The organism is Caproiciproducens faecalis (assembly GCF_019448085.1).
In the GTDB taxonomy this organism is placed as follows: Bacteria; Bacillota; Clostridia; order Oscillospirales; family Acutalibacteraceae; genus Caproiciproducens; species Caproiciproducens faecalis.
The window spans coordinates 227,783-241,724 of the sequence record NZ_JAGFNZ010000001.1 but is presented as its reverse complement, the minus strand read 5'-3'; the positions used below and the strand labels follow the sequence as shown (position 1 = coordinate 241,724).

General features: G+C 45.9%; 12 protein-coding genes. 6 read left to right on the top strand and 6 right to left on the bottom strand.

Annotated features, from left to right (window positions below; genetic code table 11):
* Positions 1-11 precede the first annotated feature (11 nt).
* Positions 12-1,028: a phosphotransferase family protein gene (locus tag J5W02_RS01160; RefSeq protein WP_219963820.1), complete on the bottom strand. Its 1,017-nt coding sequence runs from the start codon at positions 1,026-1,028 to the stop codon at positions 12-14.
* 523 nt (positions 1,029-1,551) lie between these two features.
* Here J5W02_RS01160 and J5W02_RS01155 point away from each other — a divergent pair.
* The 6 genes from J5W02_RS01155 to J5W02_RS01130 all read left to right on the top strand — a co-directional run bounded on the left by J5W02_RS01155 (position 1,552) and on the right by J5W02_RS01130 (position 7,368).
* Positions 1,552-2,835, top strand: a complete 1,284-nt coding sequence (locus tag J5W02_RS01155; protein WP_219963819.1) for a PucR family transcriptional regulator — start codon at positions 1,552-1,554, stop codon at positions 2,833-2,835.
* Between the two features lie 165 nt (positions 2,836-3,000).
* The gene (gene spoIIID / locus J5W02_RS01150) at positions 3,001-3,249 is read left to right on the top strand and encodes a sporulation transcriptional regulator SpoIIID (RefSeq protein WP_219963818.1); all 249 of its coding nucleotides are present in this window, start codon (positions 3,001-3,003) and stop codon (positions 3,247-3,249) included.
* 129 nt (positions 3,250-3,378) lie between these two features.
* Positions 3,379-4,881, top strand: coding sequence for a spore germination protein (locus tag J5W02_RS01145; RefSeq protein WP_219963817.1), 1,503 nt, complete (start codon positions 3,379-3,381; stop codon positions 4,879-4,881).
* A complete protein-coding gene (locus J5W02_RS01140; RefSeq protein ID WP_219963815.1) occupies positions 4,878-6,020 on the top strand; it encodes a Ger(x)C family spore germination protein in 1,143 nt (380 codons plus the stop codon). The genes J5W02_RS01145 and J5W02_RS01140 overlap by 4 nt, the downstream gene beginning before the upstream one ends.
* Complete coding sequence (locus J5W02_RS01135; RefSeq protein WP_219963814.1) at positions 6,013-6,234, top strand: hypothetical protein; 222 nt, start codon at positions 6,013-6,015, stop codon at positions 6,232-6,234. The genes J5W02_RS01140 and J5W02_RS01135 overlap by 8 nt, the downstream gene beginning before the upstream one ends.
* A 9-nt stretch (positions 6,235-6,243) precedes the next feature.
* Positions 6,244-7,368 carry a GerAB/ArcD/ProY family transporter gene (locus tag J5W02_RS01130; RefSeq protein ID WP_219963813.1) on the top strand — a complete coding sequence of 375 codons (1,125 nt, stop codon included), beginning with the start codon at positions 6,244-6,246 and terminating at the stop codon, positions 7,366-7,368.
* Between the two features lie 4 nt (positions 7,369-7,372).
* Here the strand turns inward: J5W02_RS01130 and J5W02_RS01125 are convergent, their stop codons facing one another.
* From J5W02_RS01125 to J5W02_RS01105, 5 genes are all read right to left on the bottom strand, one after another.
* Positions 7,373-7,963 carry a hypothetical protein gene (locus tag J5W02_RS01125; RefSeq protein WP_219963812.1) on the bottom strand — a complete coding sequence of 197 codons (591 nt, stop codon included), beginning with the start codon at positions 7,961-7,963 and terminating at the stop codon, positions 7,373-7,375.
* A gap of 99 nt (positions 7,964-8,062) precedes the next feature.
* The gene (locus J5W02_RS01120; RefSeq protein WP_219963811.1) at positions 8,063-8,584 is read right to left on the bottom strand and encodes a transcription repressor NadR; all 522 of its coding nucleotides are present in this window, start codon (positions 8,582-8,584) and stop codon (positions 8,063-8,065) included.
* A 32-nt stretch (positions 8,585-8,616) separates the two neighbouring features.
* Positions 8,617-10,899: a GNAT family N-acetyltransferase gene (locus J5W02_RS01115; protein WP_219963810.1), complete on the bottom strand. Its 2,283-nt coding sequence runs from the start codon at positions 10,897-10,899 to the stop codon at positions 8,617-8,619.
* A complete protein-coding gene (locus J5W02_RS01110; RefSeq protein ID WP_219963809.1) occupies positions 10,890-11,795 on the bottom strand; it encodes a DUF2156 domain-containing protein in 906 nt (301 codons plus the stop codon). The genes J5W02_RS01115 and J5W02_RS01110 overlap by 10 nt, the downstream gene beginning before the upstream one ends.
* A 212-nt stretch (positions 11,796-12,007) precedes the next feature.
* Positions 12,008-13,861 (bottom strand): autotransporter outer membrane beta-barrel domain-containing protein, encoded by a 1,854-nt coding sequence (locus J5W02_RS01105; protein WP_219963808.1) that lies wholly within the window; start codon positions 13,859-13,861, stop codon positions 12,008-12,010.
* Positions 13,862-13,942: the final 81 nt, after the last annotated feature.

The window sequence follows — 13,942 nt, the reverse complement described above, 5'->3', positions numbered from 1 at the left end:
TCACCACTTTATTATATCTGAATATCTTTGTTGAATTTGTCCAATATAGAAATCGCCTGTTTAAAGGTGTCACATCCAGAGGAGATCATCTCAAATGCCGTCTGGCGAACAATATTCTTATCGCTTTCCAGATCGATATACTCCACAGGAGACTTTCCGTCGACCCGTGCCAGAAAGAGCAGCGCCAGCAGCTGAATCGTATCTTTTTCCAGTTCGTTCCGATCCATAAAGGTTATGTAGTCAAAATAACGGTGCAGCATAAAATGCAGCATGTTAAGATAAGATGGCGCCAGTTCTTTGTTTTTAACGGATTTAAGCAAAAAGTGATTTGCCAAGAAAGCCAAGTCAAACGCCGGATGTCCGCAATGACTTACCTCAAAATCGAGTACATAGATTTTTCTCCCTTCTACCAAAATATTTTTAGGGCTGTAATCGCCATGGACCAGCGTGATGGATGATTCCATCAATTTCCTGCAGATAGGGGCGGCATAGGCTTCCAGCTGGGGATGTTTTTTTACTACACTCTCAATATAGGGAGATATTCTTAAATCATAGAAAAAACTCTTATCTGAAAATTTGGCCTTTAGTGCTTCATCTTTTGCAACTGCCTCATGAATTTTTGCCAGAGTCATGATGGCTTTATCTGCAACCTGAAAGTCCAGTAAACCTTCCAGCAGATCTGTTTTCCACATTTTACAATCTTCCGAAGCGGCTTCCCTGCCATAGATATAATTTTCTTCGTCGTAAAAATAGACCTTTAGTGTGTTTTCCGGAACAATAGAGTAGTAAACCTCGTTTCCATCCTTTTCAATCAGCATACGCTTGGGGTTGGAAAACCAATTTTCTTTTACTTTCAGCTTGGGCAGAGCCTGTTTAACCAGCATCAGTTTGCCATCAAAATTGACAAGTGCTACCGTTCCGGACACTCCTCCGTCAAAATACCGAATGGAAACTTTGCCGTCCTCCGCAACAAATCCTTTTGTAATTAAATATTCTTTCAATATCTTTTCAACGCCGATATCTATCATAATAGAAACCTCTTTTATGTTTAATTGTAAAACGCACTTTTCGAATTCCGCATCAATCGTTTTTAAATCTGCATCCATCAGCTAAAGATAGGAAGGTATATTTTATCTTACTAAAGCAGCTGTATAACCAGAAGAGTATCAATAAAAACCGTCCTGCCAGTAGATTAAGTTGATCAACTAATTTTTAATTGTATACAAACATTCTTCACAATTCAATCGGATATCTGTATGCAAATCCTATAAAATATCACACATATCATAAAAATTTGTGCCTTTTGCATGGAATAATTTTTATTGTGATCAATGAGAATATATAATTTTATAATCAATGCAATAAGCACATTCGTCCAATATTATTGTGTGTATTTTGCATATATCAAATTTTGATGATATTCCAATAAGATATAATTGATATGATCTAATGCAAACAGCATATTTGAAATCCAAGTCTGTGCATTTTATTGATTTTTTTAAATAAAAATGGTATGACGGATATAGCCCATCAAAATACCGGAGGCGCATTATGCTGATTACAGAAAAATATTTGAAGGCATTGCTTGAAAAGTATAAATCTTTTATTACAGGAACCGTATCTATTACCAACAATAACGCCAAAATTCTCGCTTCAACCAATGAATCGCGGGAAGGCGAGCTAAGCACTACCGCCGGATATATCCTTAACCTAAAACGCTCTTCCATCATTGATAACAGTGAGCTTATGGGCCGGTTTGAAAATGAGCAGGATCAAATCGTCACCTATGGCGTCCCGCTTTTTTTAGAGAATAAGCTTTGGGGAACCATTATTATAAAAGACGCTTATAAGAAAGTAACCAGTATTGGAGCCATATTAAAGGCCGCCGTTGAATCAGCTTTGGAATTCGAATTGTTTAATCATTCTATTGTCAACAGTCAGAACCAGCAGATTTCTTTGGTTTATTCTTTGCTGGAAGACAGGCCGGATGTTAATTCCATTATTTCCAGCATGAATAAACTTGAAATTGTCCCGTACCTTTACAGAACCGTCATCGTTATTGAATTAGAGTACATACAAAACAAATATTTCAATATTAATCTTAATCTGGGGTATCAGCCGTCCATTGAAAAAAGCAATCAGCAATTATTAAACCTGGTCCGATCCAATCCGTATCTTAATTCCCAGGATTTATACACCATCTACGAAGAAAAAAATATTGTAATCATCAAATCTTTTAATCCCAGCAGTGACATTTCCAAAGTGTATTTGGCAATTGATAAAATTTGCAAGAGCATAGCGGATTCTCTTTCCACTTTAAATACTTATAAATTCAGGATAGCCTATGGAAATTTATATTCTTCTGTGGAGGACATTCATAAGAGCTACCATGAGGCTCAGAACATCATTAATATTGTATCGAAAAAGAATGACAGCTTTGGTTTTTTTGTTTTGGACGATATCCTTTTTGACAATGTATGTCAGTCCCTTCCCACCCAACTGGTAAATAAAATTATTGAACCGGTATTGGCTAAACTGACTAAAAAAAATGGAGTGGTGCAAACCGAACTGCTTGACTGCGCCGATTTACTGGTAGAAAACAGCATGAACATCTCCCACGCCTCTCAGCAGGGATATCTCCATCGCAATACCATTACTGCCCGAATGAAAAAATTGAAGGCACTGACCGGGCTTGACCCCTATACCAGCTTTAAGGACGCCTTTATGGTAAAAATGCTGGCTACCTATGTCCGCATGAATCAAGCATCGGGCTCCGCTTCATCCGTGGAGAATATTAACGATAAGGAAGAAGCTGCGGACGGTACTGATAATTAAATGAATTCTGTCTGCATAAAACGCTGCGGCTGTTCTCCGGTTGGCAATCCCTCATGGTCTTTCAGGAACATCTGCTTAGTTTCCGGCACGCCCCCTTTCTTTGTACTAATTCCCCTCCTCCCCGCATAATTATTTACTAATCGGATTCGTTTGGAGGGTGGAACAGTGAAAGGTATTGTTGAGGAGCGCGCCGTAGAGCTCGGCGAATACATTCTTAAGAACAGGACCACCGTGCGCGGCGCAGCAAAAAAGTTTGGTGTCAGCAAGAGTACCGTACATAAGGATGTGGCGCAGCGTTTGAAATATGTAGACCCCCAGTTATACAAACAGGTTAAGCAAATCCTTGAAATCAACAAGGCGCAGCGTCACATCCGCGGCGGAATGGCTACAAGGTTGAAATACAAAAAAGCATAAACAAAACCCGCACGCACGGTTTTTTGAAACTGTGCACGCGGGTTTTTCTATACCAAAAGCAGAAAATGCATAATTTTTCCGGCGCTACAAATATTAACGGTGACTTGTTTGAGTCCGGAAGGTGAAAAAATGGGAAATGAAAGCTCGAAACAAAAGAATGAGGACATTGTTTTTACGGACAGTGTCCGCTCCAACATGGAGCTGTTGAAGCAGATTTTTAAGAATGACGAGACCCTTACTTTCAGAGAGATCGAAAATCCGATGGTTCCATCCGTAGAATTCTGTCTTGTATATATTGATGGGATGGTCAATAACAAGCTGGTCAACGAGGACGTTATCAAACCTCTGGTTGACTACAAGCCGGAGCAGCGTGAATCCTTAACGCTGGATATTCTCGCAAAGCAGGTCATGCTTTCCAACTCGGTGGAACAGGAATCCGACGCCGAAAAGATTCTGCAGGCGATCATTTACGGCGACTGCATTTTAATGATGGATGGATTTTCTAAATTTTTGATTCTGAACACCAAGGGATGGAGCAGCCGTTCCATCTCCGAACCGGAAAATGAAAAGGTTCTTCGCGGCCCCCGGGAAGGATTTACAGAGGCGCTGATGACAAACCTCTCTTTAATCCGCAGAAAAATCAGAACGCCGGATCTGAAAATGGAATTCGAGTCCTTTGGAACCCGGTCAAATACCAAGGCATGCATTTGTTATCTGGAAAATGTTGTAAACAAGGATGTCCTTGCAGATTTGAAAAAAAGGCTGGAATCCTTCTCCATCGACGGCACTCTGGATGTTAACTACCTGACTGAATTTATTAACGACGCCCCCTACTCCCCGTTCAAAACAATCGGGAGCACGGAAAAGCCGGACATAGTCGCGGCAAAGCTGCTGGAAGGCAGGGTGGCCCTGGTACTGGACGGCACCCCTGTTGTTTTGACGATGCCGTTCCTGTTTATAGAAAATTTTCAAAGCGACGAAGATTACTTCCTGAATTACTACTTTGCGTCCTTCGGCCGAATGCTGCGGCTGTTAGCCTTTTTTGTGTCAACCGGCGTACCGGCGATCTACCTCGCTTTGACGACCTTCCATCATGAAATACTTCCTCTTGCAATGACGATGAGCATATCGCAAGCCCGGCAGGGAGTTCCGTTCCCCACGGTGGTGGAAGCTGTTTTGATGCTTCTGGTGTTTGAAATGCTGCGGGAGTCCGGCGCCAGAATGCCCGGAATGATGGGACAGGCCCTCAGCATTGTGGGCGCGCTGGTCATCGGTCAGGCAGCCGTGCAAGCAAAAATCGTCAGCGCCCCGATGATTATTGTCGTGGCGGTGACCGGAATCTCCGGCCTGATGATTCCCCGCGTAAAAGGCGCTACAATTCTACTGCGCTTCATCCTTCTGGGCATGGCGTCCATTCTGGGGCTTTACGGTTATATGTATGGAATGCTGGGACTGCTGATTCATCTTTTTAACCTGAACTCATTTGGTATTCCTATTATGAGCAGCACCTACGCGAGCACTTTACAGGACAAAAAAGACATTACTGTCCGCGCTCCGTGGTGGTTTATGAAAAAGAGACCGAAATATCTTTCCCCCAATGAGACGAGGGAAGCTTCAAGGAGCAGAAAATGAAGACAGGAAAAAGACTTTGCGTCCTGCTGTTGATTGTCAGCATGTTTTTCCTGAACGGCTGCTGGAATTACCGTGAAATAGAGACTCTCGCCATGGTTTCCGGTTTTGCGATCGATAAGGGAACAGACGGGCATAAATATCATTTGACTTTCGAATTTCTTGATCTGACCAGTGAAAATATGGGTTCCAAGCTGCTGGAAACCGACGGGGACACTGTATTTGACGCAGTCAGGAACGCAATCAGCAAAAGTCAGAAGAAGCTGATGTTCAGCGACTGCAAAATTATTTTGATAAGCAAAGAACTCGCATCAGAGGGAATTGCCCCGCTGTTGGATTTTGTTACTCGCGATACCGAGCCAAGGATAACTCTGCACCCGATGATTTCGGAAGAAAAGACCGCCGGTGAAATTCTTCAGCAAAAACCGCTAACCGACCATCTCATCTGTTTGGAACTCAACCAGATTCTGGATCAGAATACGGCAAACCTGGCGGAAGCCCCGAAGATCAGATTGTACCAGGCCAACAATCTACTGGAGGGACAGGGAAGTTCTCTGTTTCTTCCATCCATCAAAATAGCAAAGCAAAAGGCAGCATCGACTCTTGAGCTGGCCGGTACTGCGGTTTTCAAACAAGATAAGCTGGTGGGATTTTTGGACCGAAATCAGTCAAAAGACCTTTTGTTCATTAAAAATCAGATCAAAGGCGGCCTGCTGCTGGTCAGTCCCGATGCAAGCGGTCAAAAAATCACACTGGAAATCAAAGAGAGCAAAACGGAAATAAAGCCCGTTTTTGTTAATCAGCTTGTTACTATTCAAATCAATATTAAAACGGCATGTGCCCTTGCGGAAGATGAAACTTCAAAGAGCTATGATACACTCGAAGGACTGAAAAAGGTCGAAGAAAGAGCCAATAAAATGCTCGAGTCCGACATTACCGGCACAATACAGACCGTTCAGACAAAATACGACAGCGATATTTTCGGATTTGGGTCTTTAGTTTATCAAAGCGACCCCCAGTACTGGGAAAAGGAAAAACCAAAATGGGGGGAACTGTTCCCAACACTGAAGGTATCCGTAACCGCCGATGTAAAAATCCTTAATACAGCGGTAGCAAAATCAACAATTAAGGCCGGTGAATGATATGGAATCCATGGTTGTTTTTCTTATCCTTTACAGTATTCTGATTGTTTTTGACCTGATTCCGATGATCCGAAAAAAAGACAAGAAGGCACTGTTTGTCGCTGTCCCCGTTTACATTCTCACCCTGACGGCCGATATTATGCTGAGCTTTGGTGCCAATCTTCCAAGTCCCAGCAAGTTCATTGGGAATATCGTTACGTCAATTATTCATTAGAGGTAGATCATGAATCATAAAATTACGGCAAAACAAATCGAAGCCACCCTGTTTATGTTCTGGATGGGAAGCATTGTTGTCATAGGAGCCAGCTCACAAGCCAAACAGGATTCCTGGATTGCCATTCTGCTTGCAGGAATCCTGTTTCTTCCCCTTATGTTTTTATATATCCGCCTGAGCACTCTGTATCCGGGCAAAAATCTGTACGAAATATTGTTTGCGGTTTTCGGGAAAATTTTCGGCCGGGTCATAACGCTGATCTATGTGCTGTATTCTATTCATCTCGGCGCATTGGTGCTGAATGTTTTTTCCACCTTCATTCATGTGCTGAATATGCCGGAAACCCCCGAACCGGCAATTTTATTTTTTATCATCCTTCTGGCTGTGTGGACAGTAAAAAGCGGCCCGGAAAACATTGGCAGAATTTCAAAATACACTTTCCCCATTCTGGTTGCTTCCATCCTCGTCACCTTTGTGCTCAGCATCAAAGACATGGATTTGGGTTACCTGAAGCCGATTATGAACACCGACATGAAAACGCTGCTCAGCAGTGCCTTATCTGTGTGCATACTGCCGCTGGGAGAAATCATTATCTGTCTATCCTTTCTGTCCGCGGTCGACAATCAGGTAAAAATGTCCAAGGTATATTTTCAGGGAATGATTTGGACGCTCGCAATTATTCTGATTGTAAACATCAGAAACATTCTGATACTGGGATTTCCCTCCGTAACTATGTTTTACTTTCCTTCCTACGAAGCGGTCAGCATCATTTCCATCGGCGAATTTTTTTCCCGCATAGAGGTATTAATCGGCGTCAATCTGATGCTGGCGGGTTTTATCAAAGTGGCTGTCTGCGTGTATTCCGCATCTCTTGGACTGACGAAACTGCTGAATGCAGAGGATCAGAAGCTCTTTGTAGTTCCCTGCGGGCTAATGATGGTCACCCTGTCGGGTATGCTCTATGAGAACACGATTGAATGGATGGAGTCGATCAAAATATATGAAATTTACGCAATTCCTTTTCTGGTTCTCCTGCCCGTCGTCATTCTGATCGGCGCGGAAATCAGGGCAAGAAAGAATCGTACAAAAACAAAAAATCCTCCCGCCCCCAACAAGGAAGCGGAAGGATCGTAATCTTTTATTTTACGGCGGCTTCTCTTTTCAGCACGGCCTTTGCGCTGACGGGAATGGAAATCACACGGCTCAGCGGCTTCCACACAAACAGAGCAATTCCGAAATCAATCATACTGTGGATAACGGTGCCGACCCCGACAAGCAGGAGCACGGACATAAAATAGCCGTTGGTATAGTAATTTTTCGGCATATTGTTTCCGAAATAAAACAAAGTTACGACTGTCACTTCACAGACAGCGTGGATCATTGCCAAAAGCAATCCGAAAAGCGTTGATTTTCCAGCGGTAGAGAGCATGTCCTCTTTCTTTTTCAAAAGCAGCGCGCCTGTCAGCGCAAAGACCACATGGCTGAGCGCACGCAGTACGACCACTATCGGAAATCCGGCAAACAAAAAGCCAAACGACGTTCCAAGAGCGACCGCAGCGGCTACCGGCGGTGAAATAAACAAAGCAATAAAAATCGGTACATGGCTGGCAAGAGTAAAGGAAGCCGGCTCTAAAATAATTTTCGGCGCAAACATGGGGATGACGATGCCGATCGCGCATAACAGCGCCGCAATCACCATACTGATTAATTTCGTTTCGCTATTTCTCATAATATCCCCCTTTGACAATCCTCTGCTTTTAACTTTACATATGTCTTGACACCTGCAATTAGTATTGTAAAGATTATTTCGAGATTTGTCAAGAGGCTGCTATTTGGAAAACAAAATTCCTTTCTCCTTCAATGCGGCCAGCACCCTTTGATAGGCTTCCTCTGACCGGCAGGAAATGGTGTGCAGATGTACGCCGCCCGTGAGGTCGCACAGGGGCGACGCGTGATCTTTCGACAGCTTTTCCAAAAAGCAGTCCGCGTCGTAACGGGAAAAAATATGCAGCTGACCGGAAATCTGGCCGTAAACCGCGTGTTCCACAATCACATCAATTAAACCGCAGCCGTTGTCCACAATCGTGTAGAGTTCCTCCGCGAGGTTTTCCCTGCTGTGCCGGCAGGCAATGGTTCGGGTCAGCTGATTGCTTTCCATTGCGCCATCCGCCAGAATATATCCCCGCGGGGTAGCGGAAATGGCAGAATTTCCCGCCCTCAAAAGAGCAACATCGCCCACAATCACCTGGCGGCTCACTTGAAACCGGTTGGCAATGGTACCAGCGCTGACCGGCTGTGTGCTTTGTTTTAAAAGTTCAAGGATTGCCTGGCGTCTCTGCGCTGCATCCATCGGTATCCCTCTTTTCAGTTTTTTGTATTGCATCAATCGCTCTGATGTTTATCTTCAAAATTTTTCTTCCGCCAGGAGCGCTTTCCCCGAACGCTTCTTGCCAGAATCCTGTTTTTCAATTTTACATAAACAAACAGCCCCGCCGCTAAAAACAGATACGCAAGAATTTTCTGCTCCGTAAAAATTCCTCCGGTTGTAAAAATTCCCGGCACCAGCAGGGCAAGCACCTGCAGAAGAGTGAAAAACAGCAGGATATAATTCAGATTGGAAGAATCCAGCCTGTCCAAAAGGTCGCGCTGGGTATCAAACACCCTTTGAAGCTGATTCTGATTTCTTTCCAGCCGCTGCAGCTGTTCATCAATGCGGAACGCATTGCGCAGCATGGCCAGCGATTTTTTGGAGGACGGATAGTTGACCTGAATATCCCAGAATTCTATCGTCCGGGAGTATTCATCAAAAATCTGATGTGTTTTTGAGAGAACCTCGTTCGGTGTATGGCCGCCGTCCGGCGAAAGGAAATCTACAATTTTCTCGCTGGTGGTGACGATGGCGGACTCTTCGAACATCAGGAGCTCTATGTAAAACAAAGTAATGGATTCAAACTCGATACGATTGGTTATTTCAAACGGGAAAGTGTCCGATATTTGCACAAAAATATTGGAATACGCATACCCGTGCGCATACTCATACTGCGCCATTCCATGCTCATTTTCCACTATCTGGACAACATCGCGGTCTATGACCCTTCCCATGTTTTCCCCCTGCTGATAAATGGTCTCCGTAAAAAGCAGGGACGCCAGCTCGTTGTTTTGAATCTGGCCGCGCTTGTTGGGAATCGTGACAAAGGCCTTTGGCGTTCCTCTCTTCAGCACCTGAAACTCGCGCTCCAGATATTCGTAAAAATTCTCGGTATCCCCGTTGTCCTTTTTCACCGTAAACTGGTTTCTGACAATACTGTCCAGAAAATGGCTGAGCAGGAACGGACAGGATAGCGATGCCACGGAAACAACGCCGCAGCTGCTCTGTCGGTCAACGGAAAGAATCAGATCAACAAAAGCGGGACGGCCGATTTCTTCACCGCCGGTCAGATAAGTCTCCGGCGTGGTCTCCCCCGCAACCACGATTTTGATCTTTCCAAGGTAGTACCGTCTGATGCGTTCCTTAAAGCTGCTGCCGTTTTTGGGCAAACTGTTCTGCTTTGGCACTCCGGACTCGAAATGAGTGCGAAAATCGAGCAGATCCAAAAGCTGTGCAATCGTTTTATCGTACTTTCCCTGCCCGGCATTTTGCAGAGCGGAAATGCTGCTGTACTCAATAGGGAAACTCACATACACGTCCGGAATTATGCTCCACTCCGACTGCCTGGTACGAAGCATTTCGTTTAGTAAACCATTATAAAGAACCGGATTGTCATAAGGATACGTCCGGTAATAAATAAAATAATTCTTCCCGCCCCCGGAGCGATATTCCTCCGTGTTGTTGGCGAGGCAGATCGTTTTCTGGTACAAAAAAAGCTGTTCCCTGCTCACTGGAGCGATGACCGCCCGGCAGCACGCAGACGGTTCTTTGAGGAAGCTGTAACCGGCGCTGTTTTTTTCCACCCGATAGCCGAATATTTCCGCAGTTTCAAACGCAATTTGTTCGTTGCCGAACACCGCGGACAGGGTTTCTTCATTGGGAAGCGCCAGATAAATCTGCTCCGCATTTTCCGCACCGGCGCTGTCCAGAAGGGGATCACCTTTGACCCAGTAATAGTTTTCACTCATTTCCCTGATCTGAAAGCCCTGCTTTTTGTAAAGGCCAATGGATTCCGGATTGGAAATGTCGCTCAGCAGAGAATGGTTCGGATAGCTTTCGCGCACGAACCGTACCAGCCTCGTGGCCAGCCCCGCGCGCCTGTACGGCTCGTCAACGCCGAGGGAAAGGAGGTAGGTCGTGCGCACGCCGCATTCCTCCGCCTTCAGCTGAATGAATCTCTGATCCGATACAGTGGTCGGATGGGTCAGCTGAAACCGGGACCCACCGCTCGCATCATACCCAAAAAAGCGGGACATCTGCTGCGGGTTGGACTTGTTCAGCCGGTCGTAATCAAAAAACAGAATAAAGGCAATCAGACGTCCGTTTTCCTTAATGCCGAACGCCCCGTTTTCCGCGCCGCAGTAAGTAACGGCATCTAAAAAATTTTTCTTTAATTCCGATTTTCTTTCCTGCTCCTCCGGGATCATCTTCTGAAAATATAAATCATTGATAAAGCAGGAAACCGCCAGATCGGCGGCCTGCTCCCAGTCGGATTCGGAAATCTCGGTTATTTCCATGCGGATTCCTCCACTGTCACAAAATACTTTTCAAGGATGTGAACGGGGTGATAAGACAGCTTAGAGGTTCTGAGCCCCAGGTCGCCGATATCTTCCTCGCGGTTAATATAAACTACTCTCTCATCTGCCTCATGAACGGCGAACTCCTTTACCATGACCTGATAAGAGCCTTCATACTCCTTCAGTGCCTTTTCTATATGAACAAAAAGGGTATCCCCCACAATTTCACCCACGGAAAAGGCCACGATTTTTCCTTCGACCTCAATAAATCCTCCCCGCAGCCCGAACTGCTCGAAATACGGCAGGATTTCTTTAGCCCGGAAGGATTCCTCTTTGGCAATGGGGTTGTCCTTAATATGCTCCTCCGCGTAGCTGCCGAAAAATTCAGCCACCCTGTCTATGTTTCCGTTGTTAATGGGAACATAACGGTAGTCCGGATACAGCTTTTTAAACTTGTTGATATGGTTGCGCTGCCCGCTGAATCTTCTTCCGGCAAACGTCTGCATGTCGGAACACAGGTACAGGTAGTCAAACCAGTCACGGTTTTCTGTTTGGGAAACCTTACCGCCGTATCTTTTTTCCAGTATGGAAAACGCATCCAGCGGTACCGTGCAGAAACAGAGAGGAATGCTGTTTTCCCTTGCGTAATTTTCCAGCTGCGTCAGCGCACCGTCCACCGAGCCGGGGCCAACCGGAAAAGTAAACGCGACCGCTCCATTAATATATGTAACTTTAAAAAGCAACATATTTTCATAGATATCATACTCACTGTAAAAAAATTTTCTCCACATAAAGATACCCGCAATGGAATAGTCACAGGTCCTAAACTGCTGGTGCTGGAAATACTTGGATAGCTCCACAATATTGTCAGCTTCAATTGGTTTGAATGAAAGCATAAATTCTCCTTATTAATCTCTTTCTTTTGAGGATCATTTCTATTATACCACAAAACCGAAAACTTCAGCCTGCGGTCAAGAATTTTTTTCGCAAGGCGTACTTAACCCGCCGACAGAATTTTTTAAAAGCGGAAAGAGCATATGCGGAATAAGCCCTGTTCCGCGGACTTTTCCGGATATGCTCCCTGTTTTTCTGTGGAATATTTTTACCGTTACGCCGCGGCAATCAGCCTTCCGCTTACGCCGTGCGGCTTGGCGCCGTTTGCTACCGTGATCTGTGTCTGTACCGACTGGCCGCCGACAATTTCAAAGATGACGGCCCCGACCCCGGTCTGACCCGCGGTCACCGCATACAGATCCAGCCCGCTTTTGTTTTTCCCGGCGTACTGAACCATCGTGCAGGCGTTCTGGGAATGAACATTGACGTTTTTGCGGTCGATTCCGCTGATTTTAACACCGATAAAATATTTTCCGCCCGGGCCCATGGTGTAGGAAGCGGTATCCACCACCACGCTGCCCGCGGCAATGGTGGTAATCATCTTTTGTCCGGCAATGTCGATGGTTACTCCGCCCTTTGCAACCCCGGTTACAGGAAACAGCCATCCGACTTTTCCGTTTTTGTTGTAGGCCGCAGCGGCGCCCACCGTTGCCACGGAAGAGTTATAGGACATGGCGACCGGAGCCGTTTTGGAATCCGTAATTGCCAGAACCCAGTAGGTTCCGCCCGCGCCGATGGTAACGGCATAGGTGTCCAGCGTAAGGTCAGAACCGGTTGAATTCGACGGTGTTCCATAGGAGAGAGTGCAGGAGTCGGACTTGTAGTCCGCCAGTCTGTCCCCTCTTTTATCTACCAAATAAGCAACCAGAGTCGCTTTATAAGAATCAGAGGACGTGCCCTTTGCGGAAACCTGACAGGAAAGTCCGTTTGAGCTGATGGTGAACCCGCTGGTTTCTCCGTGCATTTCCCAGACAAGTTTTGTCCCTTCCGCAAACTGTGAGAAGGAAGGCTTCACACTTGCCTGAACCGTGACGGAATTTTTTCCGTCCAGCGCAACGGCGGACTTACTCAGGGTAACGCCCTCTTTGAGCGTACTGGACAACACAAATTCATCCATATCACCGTCATCGGACGTTTCTCTTTCCAGCTCAAAATCATACAAAAGAACCTCGTCCTCTCCCACCATTCCCCTGTCAGCTTTAAAGGCCGTCTGTCCGTTTCTGGCAGAGTTGTTGAAATTCAGAAGGGGTTTTTCCGAAATATTGTTATGTACCGTCAGTTTGCCGGTGTTAAAGGAAAGAGTGCCCGGACCTGTCAGCGTATCCAGATCCAGCAAGGAGGCAGTCACGAATTCGCCCTTTGCGGCAATGGTTAAGTTGCCCGCCTCCACATTTCCGTTTGCCGTCACCGTACTGCTGGCATCCACCGAGATCGTTCCCAGATCCGTTAAAACAGGAAGCTTGCCGCTGTAATTTTTAAGGCTCAGCGTTGCCGTATCTTCCCCGCTAATCTCTTTGATCTTCATTCCGTTTCCGGCCAGAGAAATAACTCCGCCGGCCTGAATGGAACCGGACAGCGAGCTGCCGGAGCTGCCGCTGGATATATCCACATCATTCCCCAGCACGGAACCGCCGATTGCAATTTTCCCGCTGATTGTCACTTTCTGATAGGATTCTACATCGTGTTTAATCGTGCCGCCCCTTAGAGTGATGTCTCCGTTCGATTGCAGAGAGTTTACGGTGCCGCCCGAAACTTCCGCTGAACCGTCACAGACAACGTCGCTCACGGTACCGCCGCTGATCGTCACCTTACTGCTGCTGCCGGACACCGTAACGTCCTTGACCTCGCCCGCCTTAATGGTCAGGCTGTTGTTGGCGGTGACATTGGAGCCGGTCACTTCCGTAAAACTGTCTTCATTCCATGCAGTGCTCCAGGCAGAAGCAGTTCCCTGGTAGGTTTTCGCACCGTGCTTGTCAATAATTTCCGCATCGGTCGCTGCCTGTACAGCCACCGGCACCGACAGAACGATCACCGCCAGCGATAGAAAAACTGAAATGATCTTTTTCAATAAAATTCCTCCTTCTGAGCAAAGCAAACCCATTTCGGCTTCTTTTTTACCTTATTATCAAATATATCGGCGTGATTCCCG